Below are 18,987 nucleotides of genomic sequence, written 5' to 3' on the forward strand. Positions count from 1 at the left end.
GACTCCTCCATTCTAAAATTATATCTTTAACCACCAATAATACATTTAATCCCCTGATCCTCAATAATCTTTTTTAAGACTTCAATCTCATCTTCTTTTAATGACCGTGAGTCTTTCATAAGATAATCTCTTCCAAGGAGTTCATATTTATTTTCACCATAAGTATGGTATGGTAACAAATGAATCGTATCAATGTTATTCAAAGTTTTAGTAAACCTACATAATTCCAAAATATCTTGAATTGAAGAATTAAAGTCTGGTATTAATGGTACTCTAACTACCATTTTTGATATTTCAGAAATTCTCTTTGCATTATTTAGAATTATTTCGTTAGAAACTCCTGTGTATTTTCTGTGTAATTCAAGATTTGTACTCTTAATATCCATAAGCACTAAATCTATATATGGAAATACTTTTTCAATAGTTTCTGAATTTGCATAACCTGTAGTTTCAATAGCTGTATGCCAACCTTGTGCTTTACATGCCTTAAAAAGTTCTTTTGAAAAATCTGACTGTAATAGTGGTTCTCCTCCTGATAAAGTGATTCCACCACCAGATCGTCTATAATTTATAGCATCTTTTTTGAGTTCTTTTATAACTTGTTCAATCGTCATTTTTTTACCTTTTAAGACTAAAGAGCTTGTTGGACAAACATTGCTACATTCACCACATGCTGTGCAAATTTCTCTATTTATAAAACCTTTATTATTAACACTAATTGCACCTATTTTGCAGGCTGAAATACATCTTCCACAATGAATACAATTCGCAGATTGATACATTATGACAGGTTTAATTTTCTGTGATTCAGGATTGCTACACCATAAGCATGATAAAGGACATCCTTTTAAAAAAACTATTGTACGAATTCCTGGGCCATCATGTATAGAGAATCTCTGTATATCAAATACTGTTCCTTCCATACTATAATTAATTGTATCCATCATGCACATCTCCCCTAACCTTATAAAGTGTAACTTTTTCAAATAAAACTTATAAGGGATAAAATTTTGGCCTACTTATTATGTTCAAATAAGCTTAAAGTGAATGTTCAGTACGATTTATAATGTCATCTTGTACTTCCTTTGCTAATACAGTAAATTGAGCACTATAGCCTGCAACACGAACAACCAGGTCTTTATAATTTTCTGGGTGCTTTTGAGCATCTAATAATAATTGCTTATCAATTACATTAAATTGAACATGCATACCTTTATGATCAAAGTAACTTCTTATTACAGAAGCAAAGTTTTGTAATCCTGTATCTCCAGCAACTGCAGATGGTAAGAATTTTTGATTATAAAGTGTACCATTTGATGCTACAAAGTGATCTAGCTTAGCAACAGAATTTGCTGCTGCAGTTGGACCTGCACAATCTTTACCTGCTCTAGGAGATACACCATCAGCAAGAGGAGTCTTAGCTAATCTACCATCTGGTAATGCCCCAACATCTTTACCAAATAATACATTTGCAGATACTGGGTAAACTCCAGCTTGGAATTGTCCTCCACGTGGGTTAGTATATTTTTCAACTTCGAAGCAGTATATTTGTGCACATTTACGAGCAACCATATCAACTTCATCTATATCATTACCAAAGCAAGGAGTACTTTCAAGAAGTCTTCTTATATTATCAATATCTCCTGAAACTGTTGTTTTAGGTGAAGTAAATTCTGAAGAGATTCTGCTTTGAATTTCAGATATATCAATTGATCCAGAATTACTTAATATTCTCTTAACTGCTTCATATATCTGCATTTCAGTAACATCAGCATTGTTATTGCTTGTACTAACTGCATTAACGCCAGTATGTCCAAAGTTTGCATCTAATGCTGCTTTTAATTGATCCATTGCAATAGTTTTATCTTCAAATACATGTTTTTGAATTGCATATACGGAATCTCCTGTATCTGCTATACCAAAAGCTTGTGGTCCTGTAAAGTTATAAATTGCTCCACCTTCTTGAACTGATTTACCTCTTCCTATACAATCATCAACCATTGCTGATAAGAATGGTAATGGCGCTCTTTCAGCATGAGCATAATCAACACAGTTATCTGCTTCAACAAGATAGTAAACAAAGTATTCCATTTGCTTCTTAAATGCTGCATAGAAATCATCTATATTCTTAAATGTTGTTATATCCCCTGTGATAGGACCTAATTGCTTGTTGCCTACTTTACCATTATTTAATGTAATTTCTAATACCTTAGCTACATTAAAGAATGCTGCATCATGCCAGCCTTCTGTCTTGTTTGGACATTGAGGTTCAACACAGCCGATAATACAATAGTTACGTGCATCTCTAAGAGTAACACCTCTATTAACTAATGCAGGAATTATAACTTCATCATTGTACATAGCAGGTACACCAAGGCCTAATCTTGCGACTTCGCAAGCTCTTAACAAGAATTCATCTGGAGTCCCTTGCCATACACGGATAGAGAATGAAGGTGCTGGTAATTTAACATGAGCTGTTGCTTCCATACACATGTAAGATACTTCATTTGTGGCATCAAGCCCTTCTTCATTTTGTCCACCAACACATAGGTTTTGGAACACAGCATAACCTGCAAAAGCTTGAGCTGAAATTTCATCACGAGTTTTATTAATATCATTTAGTTTAATCCAAATACAATCAACTAACTCTTGAGCAAATTCTTTTGAGATGTTTTTATCTTCTTTAAGGTAAGGATACATATATTGATCAAAACGTCCTGGTGAAATTGAGTGTCCATTAGATTCAATTTGAACCATTATTTGAATGAACCAGAATGATTGGCAAGCTTCATAGAAGTTTGTTGCACCATTTTCAGGTACTCTTTCACAGTTAGCAGCTATTTGTAACAATTCTGCTTTTCTAGTAGGGTTTAATTCTATAGCCGCCATATCTCTAGCTTTTTGAGCATATCTATGTGCAAAATTTATTGCTGCGCTATAAGAAATTACTACAGCATTATAAAATTGTTGTTTCTTTATATAATCAGGGTCCTTCTTGTCCATTTTACTCATTGCTTCAATAACTTCAGCAATAATGCCTTTAAACCCTTTTCTTAAAATCTTTCCGTAATCAACACAAATGTGACCAACTCCACCATAGAAATAATTTCCTACAGTAAATACTCCATTTGCCATACAGTCTTTTGCTTCTTGAGACATGTAAGAATCAGCAAGTGCACTTGTGGTCTTACCTTCCCAATATTTAAATGCTTCACTTAATTCTGCCGCTGTTTCCTTTGGAATTTGGAATGGATCTGCAATTCTTGTTCCCATTGTGTCAAATTCTTTAGCTACCCAATCATAAGAAAATTCTGGACAAATTTCAGTAGAACGTGGATTTTTAGTAATTGCACCAACTACTAATTCATCTTCACGAATAGTAATAGGTAAATTGTTAAATATTTTTTCTACGGCTTTAGCACGTCTTAATATAGGAGATAGACCTTCTGTTTCCTTATATGATTCTGTTACAAGAACCGCTCTTTCTGATTCTACATACGGAATTGCATCCACAATCATTCTTTTTAATCTTTCAACCCTCTCAGTTGGTTTTGAAAACCCTTTAGATATCATTTATAATTCCCTCCTCAAAAAATCGTAAAAATTTATTTCGTGCAAGTTCATTATATATTAGAGGTATGAAATCGTTGTAATACAATTCAAACTAAAATATTGTAAAATTAAAACTATCTCAAAATTCATATAAATAACTAGCATGTAAATTTGACTTATATGATAAATCAAACGAAAGAGAAGGTGCTCTGTTACTCAGTTGCTAGAAAAAATAATTGTAGACATCTACCAGTAAAAGTTGCATTCATCCCCGCATGTTCCCGAGACAATCAAGTATGGAATAACTTTTACTAAAGAAATTCTTGTAATTATTTTTTCAATGCAACACTGCGTAAAAGGCACCTTCTCTTTCTAATGTGGCATATCTATCCTTCAAATCATAAACATTTTTGTAGCCACAAGGGTCATAATATGCAACCTAGCATTTATAACCTTTCAGCAAAATTCTCATAGTTCTGAGAAACAACAATATTTTTAATTTAGATAAGTTGTAACATAATTCTAAATTACATGCTTTTTATCTATAATTGAATTTTTACATTAAGAATATTTAAAAAATCTTTCAAGATAGCCGTATTTCCTGGCCAGGCTGGTGAAGTTATTAAGTTACCATCTACCACTGTTTCATCTGGATTTTTATCTATAAAGATTCCTCTAGCCATAACTACTTCTGGCTTAACAGCAGGATAGCCAGTTAACTTTCTTCCTTTAATTATATCAGCCGCTGTTAATATTTGAATTCCATGGCATATAGCAGCTACTGGTTTTTTTAATTCCATAAAGTATTTTACAATATCAATAACCCGTGTATTAAGTCTAAGGTATTCTGGTGCTCTTCCCCCTGTTATATATAATCCATCATATTCTTCTAATTTTAAATAATCAAAAGACATATTTAATAGAAAGTTATGTCCAAGCTTTTCAGTATAAGTTTGATGTCCTTCAAAATCATGTATTGAAGTCTTTATATATTCCCCGGCATTCTTTTCTGGACAAACTACATTAACTTTAAAACCTAACATTTCCAAGGCTTGATATGGTACCATGACTTCATAATCTTCAGTAAAATCGCCAGCTAACATCAAAATTTTTCTCATATTCGAATCTCTCCTTAAATAAAATTTGCACTTTTTAAACCCTTACATGTAATTTTAAGACCTCTTTCATAGCTACTTTTCCCAAGGCAGTATATCGTCATCTTCTTTTAAATAATCCAAAAGATTGGGTATTCCTTCTCCTGTATATGAACTTATATGAAATATTTTTTTACAACCGGCAAGACTGAGCCATGCTTCTGCTAAATCTGCTCTTGCATTCTTATTATCTATCTGAGTCACAATTCCAACTACTTCTCTAGTCGCTCCTGCTGCAATATTAGGACTATAAAGAGAATATTCTTCAAGTGAACTCATTAAAAGTCCAACTACATCGGCTTCATAGGAGTATAGTATTAACGCTCGTGCTAGTTTTTTATTTTCAGCATATTCGCCAGGAGTATCTATAATAACATCAAAATTATTTACATATTGGGTTTTATGATATGTAATCTCTTTTCCCTTTAAAGCTTGAGTTAAAGTAGTTTTACCACAGCCTGTCCTTCCAACTAATATAATCTTTCTCATAAAACCACCTATGCCTTTGTTAAATTACAAACATTAAATCCTAGTGTATTTTTTGCATAATTTAAGATAGAATCTAAAGCAATTACCACATCTGAAATTGTTCCTGTAATAATCAAAGTTCCGCTAAATCTATCAATAAAACCAATCTCTATTGCTGACGCTTTTATTGCTATATCTGCCGCTATTATAGAAGTTTCACTTGGGGTAACAGTCAGAATACCAATAGCTGCCCTGTTATAATCAATTTTAGGGTCTAATCCTAGCTTCTTATAAATAATAGAGTCTGGGCTCGCAATCACATGAGCCATTGTAATTTGTTTTCCTGGAACGGTTTCTTGAATTATTCTCATTAAATCAGTTTTATTTATCTGCAAATCATTTAACTTCATTCTTTTTCACCTCTCGAAAAAATTGTAATTTTAAATACATTTTTTTGATACCACTCTGTTTATAATCGTAGCATATTTCTAAGGACCATTAGTAATAATTTTGTAACTAAAAATAAGTAAATTTAAGTATAGTCTGAACTTTACTTATTATACAATTGTAAATTACCTGTAGCAAAATTAGTTAAATTATATAATATTATTGGAGTAATTTAACTTAAATACATTATATAAATAATATTTATAGGAGCGATTATATGATAAATGAAGATTTAATAAAAAAGTTATCGAGTGATCTAATTAGTTCTATAAAGACGCCTAAGCTAACACTAAAAATGACAAAAGAAATTCTTGAAAAAGCAGAAAGAAAAGCTGAGTCAATAAATGTTCCAGTAGTTATAGCATTAGTTGATGATGGTGGAAATCTTATCGCCCAGCATAGAATGGATAATTCAATCTTAATAAGTATTAAAGTTTCATTTAATAAAGCATATACTGCACTTGCTTTAAAAATGTCTACTGAAAGACTTAATGATCTAGTACTTCCTGGCAAACCTCTTTATGGCCTAGAAAATACTGGACATGGCGAACTTTGTATTCTAGGTGGAGGAATACCAATAGTTAGTAACGGAAATATCATTGGTGCTATTGGTGTTAGTGGCGGAAGCATTGATGAAGATATTCAGATAGCTCAAGCAGCACTTAAATAATTTAATAAAATGTGGTATAATTTCTATATAGGGAAGGAGTGAGATTATATGGATAAGTTTGTAATTGCAATAACAAGAACTTGTGGAAGCGGTGGGACAACAATAGGAAAAATGTTATCTAAAGATTTGGGTATAAATATGTATGATCGTGAATTATTACGTTTGGCTTCAGATGACAGTGGTATAAATGAAGCTCTATTTGCTAATGCAGATGAAGGTGTAAAAAATAGTTTGCTTTATAAGGTTTCAAAGAAAGTATATAACGGTGAATTAATCCCACCTGAAAGTAATGATTTTACTTCAAATGACAATTTGTTCAATTATCAGGCTAAGGTGTTACGTGAATTAGCCGATAAAGAATCTTATGTTGTGATAGGGCGTTGTGCTGATTATATCTTAAAGGATAAACCAAATATATTTAAAATTTTTATTCATGCATCAGAGGATTACTGTATTAAGCATGAAATGGATATCCTTGGCGCTTCTGAAAAAGAAGCAATTAAGGAAATTAAGAAATTAAATAAATATAGAAGTGACTACTACTATTACCATACTGGCAATAAGTGGGAGGACGTAAAAAACTATGATCTGTCTCTAGATACCAGTAAGCTCGGCTTCGAGAAATGCGTAAAATATATTAAGAAGTATGTAAAGTTACGTATGGAATTATAAATCTTCCGACGTCCTTAAAAACATCTTCAATATAAAATCAAAATTGCCAACTAAATAATAAGTCAAAGCACTATTATCATTATTTTTTAACAAATAACATAGAAAATTAATAGTTAGTAATTAATTTATAAAAGCCCCATGGTGAATTTTCTTACACCATGAGGCTCTTCTTATCTATTATTACATAAGCGCGAATAATCCTACAAATGCTAAGGCAATAAAATACATTGGTACAGGAATATCTTTTGATTTACCTGTAAATAATTTTATTAATACATAAGAAACAAATCCAAATGCTAACCCATCTGTAATTGAATATGTTAAAAGAGTTAATATCAATGTTAAGAATACAGGCATTCCTTCAGTGAAATCTGAGAAATTAACCTTTGATATTGGTTCCATCATTACTGCACCTAAAACTATTAGAACAGGCGCTGTAGCAAAACCTGGTATAGCAGTTAAAATTGGTGAAAAGAATAATGACAAGAAGAATAATCCAGCTATTGTAAGACCAGCAAGTCCTGTTCTTCCGCCTTCAGCAATACCAGCTGCTGACTCAACAAACGCTACAGGTGTAGATGTTCCTAAACATGCACCTACTACAGATCCAATAGCATCAGCTGTTAAAACTTTATCTGCATTTTTAACATTACCTTTTTCGTCTAAGTATCCAGCTTTTGAAGCTAAACCAATTAGAGTTCCTATACTATCGAAAACATCTATAAATAACATAGAAAGAATTGCTGGTATTATACCAATTACCATTGCACTCTTAAAATCAAATTGCATAAATATTGGAGCAACTGATGGTGGCATAGATATTATTCCTGTAGGTACCTTAGCAACTCCAAAAATCATTCCTAATACATATACAGAAAACATTCCAATAATGAATGAACCTTTTACATTTTTATAATATAATATTGATATTATAATAACACCTAGACCAGCTAAAAGTACTGTTGGATCTTTTAAATTTCCTATTCCAACTAATGTAGCTTGATTAGCAACAATCATCTTAGCATCTTGAAGACCTATAAATGTTATAAAGAAACCAATCCCAATACTAATTGCATATTTTAATGTTGGCGGAACACTATCAATAATTACTTGTCTAATTTTAAATATGTTAAGCGCCATAAATATAAATCCTTCGATTAATGAAGCTGCCAAAGCTGTTTGCCAAGAGAACTTCATTCCCAAACAAATTGTGAATGTGAAAAGAGCATTTAACCCCATACCTGGTGCCATACCAAATGGATAATTAGCTATAAGTGCCATAATTACAGTACCAATAAAAGAAGCCAATGCAGTTGCAGTAAATACAGCTGATACATCCATACCTGATTGACTTAAGATACTAGGATTTACTACTAAGATATACGCCATAGTTAAAAAGGTTGTTAACCCCGCTAACATTTCTGTCTTAACAGTTGTTTTATTTTTTGATAAGTGAAATATTTTTTCTAACATACCGTTCTCCTCCGTTGTTTTTACCGATTTTTTTAATACATTGTCCAATATAGATTCCTCCTATTTTTGAGCTACACAAATTAACACTGCTACTCCAAAATAATACATCTGTTAGTAGGATGCACTAACATTGAAAAAAATATAAAAGATAATAACAAGAATTTAAAGATTTCTTGTAAAATATAAGCCCCTTTGTTTTTTTACAAAGGGGCTTATAAGTAACAAGTACCTATAAACACCCATAGTCAGACAATTTACGGTAGTCCGGTAGAAACGCTTGAACCTTATTTTCAAGCATATACGGGTAAAATTTCATTATTTATATATGACATACTAATAAATTACTTTTTGAATTTCCATACAATCATCGAATGTTAAAGCATAGAATAAATAAAATGTAATATATTCAGTGCGTAATATATAGCTCTTTATTTTACATACTTAATGCTACAATACTTTGGACTATAAATCAATAGTAAATTAATTTTTTTATGTATTTTTTTTATTTTTATTTATCTAATGTTCGTGTTTTTATATGTTTTGGGCAAAAAAAATCTAATAATATAGCTATAATTCCTCGTATGTAAAATTATTCCGAATATTAGTTTTTAAGCAATCTTAATATTTATATTTATTATTCTATTAACTTTTTATATTCTCCTGTTTACTATTAATCCCAAATAAACATTATTTTTGACTTACCTTTTAAATTCTTAATAGTAAAAGGATTAGCAATTATAGTATTTATTACCAATCCTTCTACAATTAAATATTCACATCCGTATTTCTATGATATTGGAGCCATAAGTATTTTTCCTGTTCCCCTATATACGTTAACTAATCCCTCTCCTGAGACTGCTGATCCAATTAAACTTTTACTAGACTTTTCAACTCTAAACTCTAAAGAATTAGACCAAGCAATTGCAAAATTTCCATCAATCCGTACCTCATCATTATCTAATATAAATTCTATCAATTCGCTTCTTGGAACAGGACTTTCTAACACGGCTATCCCTTCACCTTTTAGACACAAATTAAATAGGCCTTCATTCCCAAGCATTGCCGAAGAAATGTTTGTCCTCGCAACTATCTTTTGCTGAACCTTAGATTCACACGCTAAGAAAAGTCCATCATCTAAAACTATCCCTCCCCATTCCGAAACTTCCTCAAGCAAAATATGCCTATATGTTGGTTCTAACATTAATAAGCCATTTCCTTGATATTTTGGTTTAATAGCAGACTCTTTTGTTACCTTTGATGATATAGCTTTTCCAAAAAAATCACCAATTCCCTTAATATCAGCAGCCATACTCACAGATCCTGCTGTCCACTGCATTACCCCGGAACTTATTGTGTAAGCATTACCATTCAACTCGATTAAAACCTGTCTTTTTCTAACATTCATCTCTGAAGCAAAATACGCAGACATTGCAGTTGCAGTACTTACACTCAAATCCTTTTTGTATTCAAGAACCTTAACGCCTCCTCTTGATTCTACAACTTCAATATTTTTATTTTCAAAAAGATTCTTACACTTTACCATCACAAACTCTCTCCTTTATTCTTTGACTATATATTTATTATATAGTCTATGTTAATTAATTACATTATTATGTATACAGGTAATAATATAGATTTTTACATAGGCATCAAACAATTAATTAAGCTTCTTCCACTTATAAAACGTAATATTCAAAAATACAGTTTGTAGCTTACTTTTTTGAATATAATGCAATTTCAACAAGCACCTTTATTTAGAAAATACTAAAAACTATATTTACTATTTAATTATATTTACTCAAACTCAAATAAAAGCAACATAAATAAATCAGATAATAAATTAAGCCTTATAATTAAGATTTAACTTGCTATCTGATTTATCTTTATTACTGTTTAAATAAACAATCTCCATTTTTCTATTTTATAGACTCTCTATACTCCTTAAAAGCCTTAGCTATACTAGGGTTACTTTCTATAAATTGTACAAAATCCTGAAAGCATTTTGATGTTTCTTTACTTACAGTATGTTCTATCTTTTCTGTTTCATCTAATATTTCTTTATCAGGAATATCGAGTATCCTTAGAAAATTCTCAATAATATGATGCCTGTTAAGAAGTGCGGCGCCGAGTTTTTTACCACTTTCTTCAAGTATTATAATTCCATATTTTTCATACTTTACAAGTCTTTCCTCAGATAATTTCTGCACCATCCTTGTGGCAGAAGGAGGTTGAACATTAAGTGCATTTGAAAGTTCATTAATTCTTAAATACCCTTTATTCAATGACAATCTATATATCATCTCAAGGTAATCTTCCATGGACGCAGTTAGCTTGCTGTCTTCTTTCTTCATATATTCGTTAAAAGTATAGAAATCATTTTTAGCCATATACTTACTCGCTCCCCGTAATAATCTACTTAATAAATTATATGCTTTGATGGCGAAAAAGTTACTTTACTGTAACATTTAGAATATTATTGCATAACTTATAATATAAAATAATTTAGACTAGGCTAAGAAAGTTAACTGATAATAACTATCTTAATTACATATAAGATTAAAAAAATTAGACACATAAAAAATAAAGTAAGAAAGGTGATGTATTTTCTTGGAGAACGAAAGAGGTTTAAGAAGCACTGATGTATCTGTTACTGGATTTGTTCCATTTAAAAAAGACAGGAGTGCTCGTATTGGTAAGTTTAGTCAATTATTAAAATATTTAGGTCCAGCTTTTATTGTAAGTGTAGCATATATAGATCCTGGCAACTTTGCAACTAATATTAGTGGAGGATCGGAATTTGGTTATGCGTTAATTTGGGTAATTTTATTTAGTAACTTAATGGCTATCTTTTTACAGATAATGTCTGCAAAATTAGGAATAGCTACAGGCCACAACCTTCCAGAAATGTGTGCTAAAGTATTTTCTAAAAAAACCAATTGGGTATTTTGGATTGTTGCAGAAATAGGTGCAATGGCAACTGACTTAGCAGAATTTCTAGGTGGAACTTTGGGATTATATTTATTGTTCCATATACCAATGATATATGCTGGATTTATTACAGGAATAATAACATTCTTCATTTGTTATATGGAAAAGTATGGTCAAAAAACTATAGAAATAATAATATCAGTTCTTGTTGCAATAATCTGTATTGCATATACAATAGAATTATTTCTTGCCAAACCTGATTGGTTTCAAGTAGGCATTCATACAATAATTCCATCACTGCCAAATAGTCAGGCATTATTAATCGCAGTAGGAATGCTTGGTGCAACAGTTATGCCTCACGTAATATACCTCCATTCACATTTGGTTCAGCATAGAGGAACTGATACATCCATTGAAGGAAAACTAAGACATTTAAAAATGGAAAAAATTGATGTAACAATAGCTATGAATATTGCCTTTATAGTGAATGCTGCAATGGTTATTGTATCTGCTGCTGTATTCAATAAAAATGGATTAATTGTTGATACAATGGAGCAAGCCCATACATCATTACAACCTTTACTAGGTTCATTATCTAGCGGAGCTTTTGGGATAGCGTTACTTGCCTCAGGTTTGTCATCATCTGCTGTGGGTACTATGGCAGGTCAAACAATTATGAAGGGTTTTGTTAATTTAAGTATACCAATTAATATTAGAAGACTTATAACTATGATGCCCGCATTGGCTATAATTGCACTTGGAATAAATCCAATGAATGCCCTTGTTTTAAGCCAAGTGGCACTTAGCTTCATATTGCCATTTCCGATAATACAAATGCTAACTATAGCTAGGCGTAAGGATTTAATGGGTATTATGGCAAATCGCAATTGGGTAAGAATTTTAGGTATTATCATCGCGGCTATAATCATATCACTAAATATGGTTCTCTTATATTTAACATTTACTGGCCAAGCTTAATAGTAATATTTTAGGAGTGTTTTGTGATTAAGTCTATTAACATGTTAAAAGATAAAAACTCTTCTTTTCGGTATTCCAGAGCCTTAGAAGAGTTTTCCTCCCACTATTAATTTAATCCACACATTTTTGCATGGACATCTTGTAAAATACAACTTAAATATCTTTATGTATTTAATAGATGTTAGTAATTAAACGTAATTTCGCTTAAAAATTCTTAATCACCACACAAATTCACAACCATATATTAAATATAAGTAATAATTAAGAAGGAATGACATCTATGATATTAATTTTATCTGCTTTATTATTTAGTTTATCTTCTAACTTATATAATTTAGTTATAGGTATTGCATATGGAATAAAAAAAATAAGAATAGACACAACTGCAAATCTTATAGTAGCACTTGTAACTTCTACTGGAACATTTTTATCTATGTTACTTGGAATATATGTATCTAAATTTTTACCAAGCTTTTTATCAAATAGCTTAGGTGCTGGAATTATTATAATTCTAGGATTATACTTTGTAATTCAAAGTATTTTTAAACTTATAAATAATAAAAAAATAAAAGAGCTCGCTTTAAAGAATACTAATGATATGATTGAATATGCAGAAAAATCAGATTTAGATAAGTCAGGAGATATAGATAAAAAAGAAGCCTTTTTGGTAGCTTTTGCATTAACATTTAATAACTTTGGTACAGGAGTTGCTGCAAGCGTGACAGGCGTTAATATAGAACTTACAGTCATATTAACATTTATATTAAGTATTTGTACACTTAAACTTGGCAAAAGAGCTGGAAACCATATCTTAGGCGAATTTTTAGGTAAATTTGCTCCGTTAATTTCAGGACTCTTACTTATAAGCCTCGGAGTCATAGAATTATTTAACTAATAGATTTAGGTTAATATGGTTTACTAAAATCGTAACATAATAAATTGAAGAACAATTATAAATTTTAGGAATGAAAGTATTTCTATAAACAGAAATGCTTTCATTCTCAATTTGTTATATAAAAAATCACTTATAAAAAAATATTAAATATCATATTTTATAATTTAAGTCTTTTATTGTAGTCTTTAATAATTCCAATAGATTTTTTTAATTCTGCCTTTTCACTTTCAATTAAGTGATATTCAACAAGTTCCTTCACTCCTTGATTATTTAAAACCGCTGGAACACCTGCATATGTGTCGCTTTCACCATACTCTCCATTAAGCATAGCCGATACAGGAATAACTTTATTTTCATCACGTAATATTGCTTTTACAATCTGAACAGTAGTTGCTGCAATACCAAAAGTAGTTGCACCTTTAGCATTTACAATACGATATGCTATTTTCTTAATATCTTCCGTTACTGAATTTAAATTAAAGCCTTTTAATCTCATTTTATTGTCATTGATTATATCTAAAAACTTTTTACCCCCAACTGTAATTTGACTCCATGGAATTATCTGCGAATCTCCATGTTCTCCCATGCACAAAGCATGAACACTTTGTGGATCAACACTCATAACATCAGCTAAATGATATTTCAAACGTGCTGAATCTAGAGCTGTTCCTGTTCCAATGACTTTGCTTGCTGGTAAACCTGAAAGTTTATGCACATAGTATGACATAACATCTACAGGATTTGTTATCACAACTATTATGCCTGAAAATCCACTTTTCATGATGTTCGGCACTATATTATTCATTATTCCTGCAGCTTTTTCTAACATATCTAATCTTGTTTGACCTGTAATATAAGGTAACGCAGCTGCAATCACAACTATATCTGCATCAGTACATTCTTCGTACTCCCCATTTTTCACCCTCATCTTACTTCCGCTATATCCAAGAGAATGCTGTAAATCCGTTGCTTCAGCCCATGATTTTTCTTTATTTATATCAATCAATATTAAATCATCACAAGCATGATTCATTACCATGTCAAATGCTACCGCTGCCCCAACAGAACCCGTTCCAACTATTACTACTTTACTTCTTCCAATTGCCATATATATCCCCCTATACTAATTTTGCTATAAATTATTATATCAAAAATCAAGCTCATTATCATCTAACCAATTCCACTTTGGCGTAAAAACTTATTCCTTAATCCAATAGCTGCTTCCATCCTTTTTTCTTTCTATAAATCCATACTCTATTAAAGCTCTTCTTATGGTTACGTAATCCTCATACACCCTCTTTAGAATCCTATTTATCTCTTTTTCAGAATATTGCTTTCCTTTTGAAAAATTTCTTGATATCTCTTCTAATACAATAATCTTTTTCTTTTCTCTAGCTGGATAACTCTTTAAACCACCATTTTCATTCATATAAGTTTCAATCGCACTCTTCTTTTCTTTATCTGTTATATTATACCTATCATCTAAAGTAGTTGCCGTTTTATAAGCATCACATATAGTCTCTTTACCAATTTTATTAATTTTCTTATCTGTAGTTTTTGAAAGCAAATCCATCATAGCTAAAAATAATTTTGCTTGCTTTTCCTTCTCTCTTAATTTATATCGATGATTTCGTATTGTTGATTGCGCAACTTTAAGTTTCTCTGAAATTTCTTTATCAGATAATCCCAGAGCAATCAATTTTATTAATTCTCTTTGAACATCTGATATTCCAGTAAAACCAGAATTCATATTTAATAAATATTCAAGCATTGAACCGTGACTTGTTTTAAGATGCAACTCTGCTGATTTCTTCGCATCATACAACTTTGAATTTATTTCATATATTCTTCCTCTCTGGAATTCTTCTTCGCATATTATACACCTATATCCATCATTTTCTTCGATAACCCCTTCTTTAAGCTCACTTATAGTAGCATTCCAAAATAATTCATTTGATTTTATATCCATTAATCTCATTCCCTTTCAATATAATTACTTTCTATTTAATATATTACAGACTTTTATTTATTTTGTCTATATATAAACAAACATTTATAATTAATGTTTATACATTATAAATATCGACTTTCTAGCTGCATCTCATAAGATTTTTCAAAGTTCTATTTATTTCAAATAAAAATAGGCCAACCATTTCTATTTATTACTCTATGGTTGACCTATTAGTATATTAGATATATCTTAAAACTTACTTGTATTTTCTAATACTTTCAGATTTGAGATTCCATTATTATAACCCTAAAATAAAAGCCTATCTCTTTGCATCTGAATGCTAATCTTATTTCTACATTCCTCATAATCGTTAGATTTTATCTTTTTAAACTCATAGTAATCAAAACTCTCTATAGTATCTTTAGGCGCGAAATTAAAGATTGCTATAATCCAAGCTTTAGCATTCTGTTTTAACTTGACAAATAAGTTTCCTATTCTATTTTTATTCTTCATCTTTATCTTACCTCTACTAATTCAAAATTTCATTCCGTATTTTTTATAATTCCTTTCCTTGAATACTCTCTAAATTCTGTTTCATGATATCCCATTTAACTCACTCCTTCTTTAATATTTTTAAAGTTTTGAAACAGCTTGTTTAATAATAAACTAGCACCACAATAACAGTTTACTCTTACCACAAATTGAATGATATGTAAAAAATGATTATAATTAAACTTTCTTAATTTCAGCTCCTTAATTTAGAATCAACAAAAAACTGCTGAAAATAATTTTTAACGCAATATCCAACTATAATTATTTAGATATTGAGTCATATATTATTTACAACAGTTTCTTTATAGGATATTTGTACCCTGCAAATCCTTTTATATTATAAATATGAACTTTGTTTTTACTTAACCTTGCTTTTTAGCACTCTACGTGCTGATTCTAATTTTTCATTATTTAACTTAAATATAATTTTTCTGATAAATTTATCTATCCCTAATAAATTTATCAACTCTTTCAAATGTTGGCATAGCTTCTTGAGCTCCTAGTGCGGTTGTTGAAATAGCGCCTACTGCATTTCCAAATATTACACATTCTTTAAGTTCTTTTTCTTTTGCTAGGGCAAAAGCAAATCCTGCATTAAAAGAATCTCCCGCTGCTGTTGTATCTATTGCATCAACAGTAAATCCCGGAACTCTAGTACATTTATCTTTCTTAATAATTGCAGCCCCATCACTACCTAACTTTGCAACTATAACTTTTACCCCCTTATCAAATAATGTTTGTGCCGCTTCTGCAAAATTTTCTTCACTATTTATCTTTCTTCCAATTAAAGTCTCCAACTCCGTTTCATTAGGTGTTAAATAATCCACATATTTAAAAATTTCATCAGGAAGATCTACCGCTGGTGCTGGATCAAGTATTACTGTCTTACCTTGTTTTTTTAGTTTTTTCATAGTTGCAATTACTGTTTCTAATGGAATTTCTAATTGAAATAAGAATATATCTGCTCTCTCAATCAAACTCCATTTGCTTTCAATATAATTTATATCAACTTCTGCATTAGCTCCTGGAACAACAATTATATTATTCTCTCCATTATTACTTACTTGTATCACTGCTACTCCAGAGGACATACCTTTTTCAATACTTACTCCATCATACTTAACATTATTATTTCTTAAAACTTCTAAATATCTTGTTCCATATATGTCTCCCCCTATTTTTCCTACCATAAGCACATCTGATCCCAATCTACCTAGTGCTATTGCTTGATTCCCACCTTTTCCTCCTGGAAATGTATTAAATTCTTTCCCCATGATAGTCTGTCCTGCCAAAGGAAAATTTTCTACTGTAGTTACTAAATCCATATTTAAACTTCCAATTACACATAGACTTTTCATGTAATACGCTCCTCTTCCTATATCAAATTAAAACGAAATATATTTCTAATTTAAATCTAGTGTTATTATATCATAATTTCTATTCCTAAAAACTTCACTAACTCAGTACATATTTCAACATTCCAATAATCTTGTATTACTCCTATTAAAATTTCTAAAGTTCGCTTAAACCCTAAACTTAGAAACAACGTTTGATAACTCACTTGAAATGTTAGCCAAAGTAGTAGCAGATGCAAAGAATTCTTCTTGGGTTGCTAGCTGTTCTTCCACTATTGCAGATATATCTGTACTTCCTTCTAGTGATTTATTTGAAATTTCACATATATTCTTAGATATTTTTTCAATTGCACTTATTTCATTAACCATTACTAAAATTTCTCCTGAAATATTTTTTATTTCACCGTCAACATCATTGTTTGACTCCACAATATTCTTAAATGCTCCTTCAACTTCTAAAACTTTCTCCGAGCCACTCATCACCTCATTAACCGCAATGGACATACTTTTAATCAATACATTAATATAATTTTGAATCTGAGTTAAAATTTTAGATATCTCTACAGTAGATGTTGCAGAACTTGTTGCTAGTTTACGAATTTCATCTGATACAACTGCAAATCCTTTTCCATATTCACCTGCTCTAGCTGCCTCAATAGCAGCATTTAGAGCCAACAACTCCGTACTAGCTGTAATTTTAGAAATAGTATCTAGTATCGTTTCTATTTGCGATGAATTTTCTTTTAAAATGCCAGTTACCGATTGAATATTCATAACCTGTTCCTTAATAGTGTTCATTTGATTTAACATGGATCTAACTTTCTCATTTCCACCTTCAGCTATTTTAAGAGATTTGTTGGCCGAAGATAAAACATTATTTGACTTTTCTTTTATTGTGCTATTCATTTTAATAAGTCTATTAACTGCTTCTTCAGTCCTTTTTGCTTCACTAAATTGATACTGCGAACCATCGACAGCATCTTGAGTAGATACTGCAATCTGATTAACTGCCTTGACACTTTCCTTAGCCCTATCCTTGATCATAGTAGAAGATTCATATAAATCTTTACTATTATTGATAATACCTCTAATCATAGTTCTGAGATTTTTTGTCATTTCATTAAAAGAACTTGCCAACAAAGATACTTCATCATTAGAATTTACTTTATATTCTTCTACCTGTAAGTTTCCATTAGCAATATCATCAGCTAATAGTACAATTTTATTCAATGATTTTCCTAACTTTATCGAAAAGAAAATAGCAAAAATTATGCTAAAAAAACCTATGGATACTATGAAGACAATGATTAATACTCCTGTGAAATTAGATTTTTTAGCCAAATCTGCTCTAGCTCTATTTTGTTGATCTAATTCTACTGACATATATTCCTGCATGCTATTTTGAATTAGCTTAGAAAACCTATTCATAAGTTTATTTTTTTCCACCATTTCAGTGGCATTCTTACTTTCAAAAAGCTTTATATTTTCCTCTGAATACGACTCTAACATTCTGCTTACGGCATCAAAAGATTTCAGTGCCTTCTCTCCAGATAGATTGTCTTTAATAAACTCTTGATTTTTATTAATATTTATAAACTTATCATCTATAATTTTTTTATTCTCCGCTGTTGGGTTTAATATATATTTTGATATATCCTGAGGAATTGAGTTTATTAAAATTATTATATCATTCGCCATAACGTTTTTTTCAATCATAATATTTTCTTGTACCAAGTAAGACCTCATAGTCATATAAGATGTCATTCCTACTGTAGATATTAAAAATACTATTAATGAGAAGCTTATAATAAGCTTTGATTTTATTGTTAAGGGAATTCTTCCTGGAACTGAGCCTATTTTTTTCATCTTGAAGTTTCTCCTTCCTCTTATGT

Annotated in this window: 17 protein-coding genes and 1 riboswitch; of the genes, 4 read left to right on the forward strand and 13 right to left on the reverse strand. The window is 30.6% G+C overall.

All coding sequences use genetic code 11. The features are described 5' to 3' along the window. Positions 1-26: 26 nt before the first annotated feature. From ACJDTP_RS03370 to ACJDTP_RS03390, 5 genes are all read right to left on the reverse strand, one after another. Positions 27-947, reverse strand: coding sequence for a glycyl-radical enzyme activating protein (locus tag ACJDTP_RS03370; RefSeq protein ID WP_077845080.1), 921 nt, complete (start codon positions 945-947; stop codon positions 27-29). A gap of 91 nt (positions 948-1,038) precedes the next feature. After that, positions 1,039-3,573, reverse strand: coding sequence for a glycyl radical protein (locus tag ACJDTP_RS03375; protein WP_077845079.1), 2,535 nt, complete (start codon positions 3,571-3,573; stop codon positions 1,039-1,041). A gap of 521 nt (positions 3,574-4,094) precedes the next feature. Continuing rightward, entirely contained in the window at positions 4,095-4,670 is a 576-nt protein-coding gene (locus ACJDTP_RS03380; protein WP_077845078.1) for a DJ-1/PfpI family protein, read from the reverse strand. Between the two features lie 72 nt (positions 4,671-4,742). After that, positions 4,743-5,195 (reverse strand): EutP/PduV family microcompartment system protein, encoded by a 453-nt coding sequence (locus ACJDTP_RS03385; protein WP_077845077.1) that lies wholly within the window; start codon positions 5,193-5,195, stop codon positions 4,743-4,745. A gap of 8 nt (positions 5,196-5,203) precedes the next feature. Next, a complete protein-coding gene (locus ACJDTP_RS03390) occupies positions 5,204-5,584 on the reverse strand; it encodes a BMC domain-containing protein (RefSeq protein WP_077845076.1) in 381 nt (126 codons plus the stop codon). 254 nt (positions 5,585-5,838) lie between these two features. Here ACJDTP_RS03390 and ACJDTP_RS03395 point away from each other — a divergent pair, with 254 nt between their 5' ends. Both ACJDTP_RS03395 and ACJDTP_RS03400 read left to right on the forward strand, forming a co-directional pair. Then, the gene (locus tag ACJDTP_RS03395) at positions 5,839-6,291 is read left to right on the forward strand and encodes a GlcG/HbpS family heme-binding protein (RefSeq protein WP_406760503.1); all 453 of its coding nucleotides are present in this window, start codon (positions 5,839-5,841) and stop codon (positions 6,289-6,291) included. A 48-nt stretch (positions 6,292-6,339) separates the two neighbouring features. After that, a complete protein-coding gene (locus ACJDTP_RS03400; protein WP_017209051.1) occupies positions 6,340-6,963 on the forward strand; it encodes a cytidylate kinase-like family protein in 624 nt (207 codons plus the stop codon). Between the two features lie 180 nt (positions 6,964-7,143). Here ACJDTP_RS03400 and ACJDTP_RS03405 read toward each other — a convergent pair whose 3' ends face one another. The 3 genes from ACJDTP_RS03405 to mntR form a co-directional block, all read right to left on the reverse strand. Beyond that, positions 7,144-8,436: an NCS2 family permease gene (locus ACJDTP_RS03405; RefSeq protein ID WP_103698590.1), complete on the reverse strand. Its 1,293-nt coding sequence runs from the start codon at positions 8,434-8,436 to the stop codon at positions 7,144-7,146. A gap of 222 nt (positions 8,437-8,658) precedes the next feature. After that, positions 8,659-8,760: riboswitch (purine riboswitch) on the reverse strand. A gap of 463 nt (positions 8,761-9,223) precedes the next feature. Beyond that, on the reverse strand, positions 9,224-9,979 hold the full coding sequence (locus tag ACJDTP_RS03410) for an AIM24 family protein (RefSeq protein ID WP_077845073.1): 756 nt from the start codon (positions 9,977-9,979) through the stop codon (positions 9,224-9,226). Positions 9,980-10,352: 373 nt separating this feature from the next. Continuing rightward, entirely contained in the window at positions 10,353-10,823 is a 471-nt protein-coding gene (gene mntR / locus ACJDTP_RS03415) for a transcriptional regulator MntR (RefSeq protein ID WP_077837428.1), read from the reverse strand. 220 nt (positions 10,824-11,043) lie between these two features. On the opposite strand from mntR, the gene ACJDTP_RS03420 reads away from it, so the two are divergent. Continuing rightward, positions 11,044-12,342, forward strand: a complete 1,299-nt coding sequence (locus tag ACJDTP_RS03420) for an Nramp family divalent metal transporter (protein ID WP_077845072.1) — start codon at positions 11,044-11,046, stop codon at positions 12,340-12,342. Positions 12,343-12,622: 280 nt separating this feature from the next. Beyond that, positions 12,623-13,237: an MntP/YtaF family protein gene (locus tag ACJDTP_RS03425; RefSeq protein ID WP_406760504.1), complete on the forward strand. Its 615-nt coding sequence runs from the start codon at positions 12,623-12,625 to the stop codon at positions 13,235-13,237. A 157-nt stretch (positions 13,238-13,394) separates the two neighbouring features. Here ACJDTP_RS03425 and ACJDTP_RS03430 read toward each other — a convergent pair whose 3' ends face one another. The 5 genes from ACJDTP_RS03430 to ACJDTP_RS03450 form a co-directional block, all read right to left on the reverse strand. Then, positions 13,395-14,345, reverse strand: a complete 951-nt coding sequence (locus ACJDTP_RS03430; protein ID WP_077837425.1) for an L-lactate dehydrogenase — start codon at positions 14,343-14,345, stop codon at positions 13,395-13,397. 90 nt (positions 14,346-14,435) lie between these two features. Next, positions 14,436-15,206, reverse strand: a complete 771-nt coding sequence (locus ACJDTP_RS03435) for a DUF2087 domain-containing protein (protein ID WP_077845070.1) — start codon at positions 15,204-15,206, stop codon at positions 14,436-14,438. A 288-nt stretch (positions 15,207-15,494) separates the two neighbouring features. Further along, entirely contained in the window at positions 15,495-15,701 is a 207-nt protein-coding gene (locus ACJDTP_RS03440; protein ID WP_241394300.1) for a hypothetical protein, read from the reverse strand. Between the two features lie 479 nt (positions 15,702-16,180). Then, entirely contained in the window at positions 16,181-17,098 is a 918-nt protein-coding gene (gene rbsK / locus ACJDTP_RS03445) for a ribokinase (protein ID WP_406760505.1), read from the reverse strand. 165 nt (positions 17,099-17,263) lie between these two features. Continuing rightward, the gene (locus ACJDTP_RS03450) at positions 17,264-18,961 is read right to left on the reverse strand and encodes a methyl-accepting chemotaxis protein (RefSeq protein WP_406760506.1); all 1,698 of its coding nucleotides are present in this window, start codon (positions 18,959-18,961) and stop codon (positions 17,264-17,266) included. Positions 18,962-18,987 lie beyond the last annotated feature (26 nt).

This window comes from Candidatus Clostridium helianthi (assembly GCF_045310795.1).
Lineage (GTDB): Bacteria > Bacillota > Clostridia > Clostridiales > Clostridiaceae > Clostridium > Clostridium helianthi.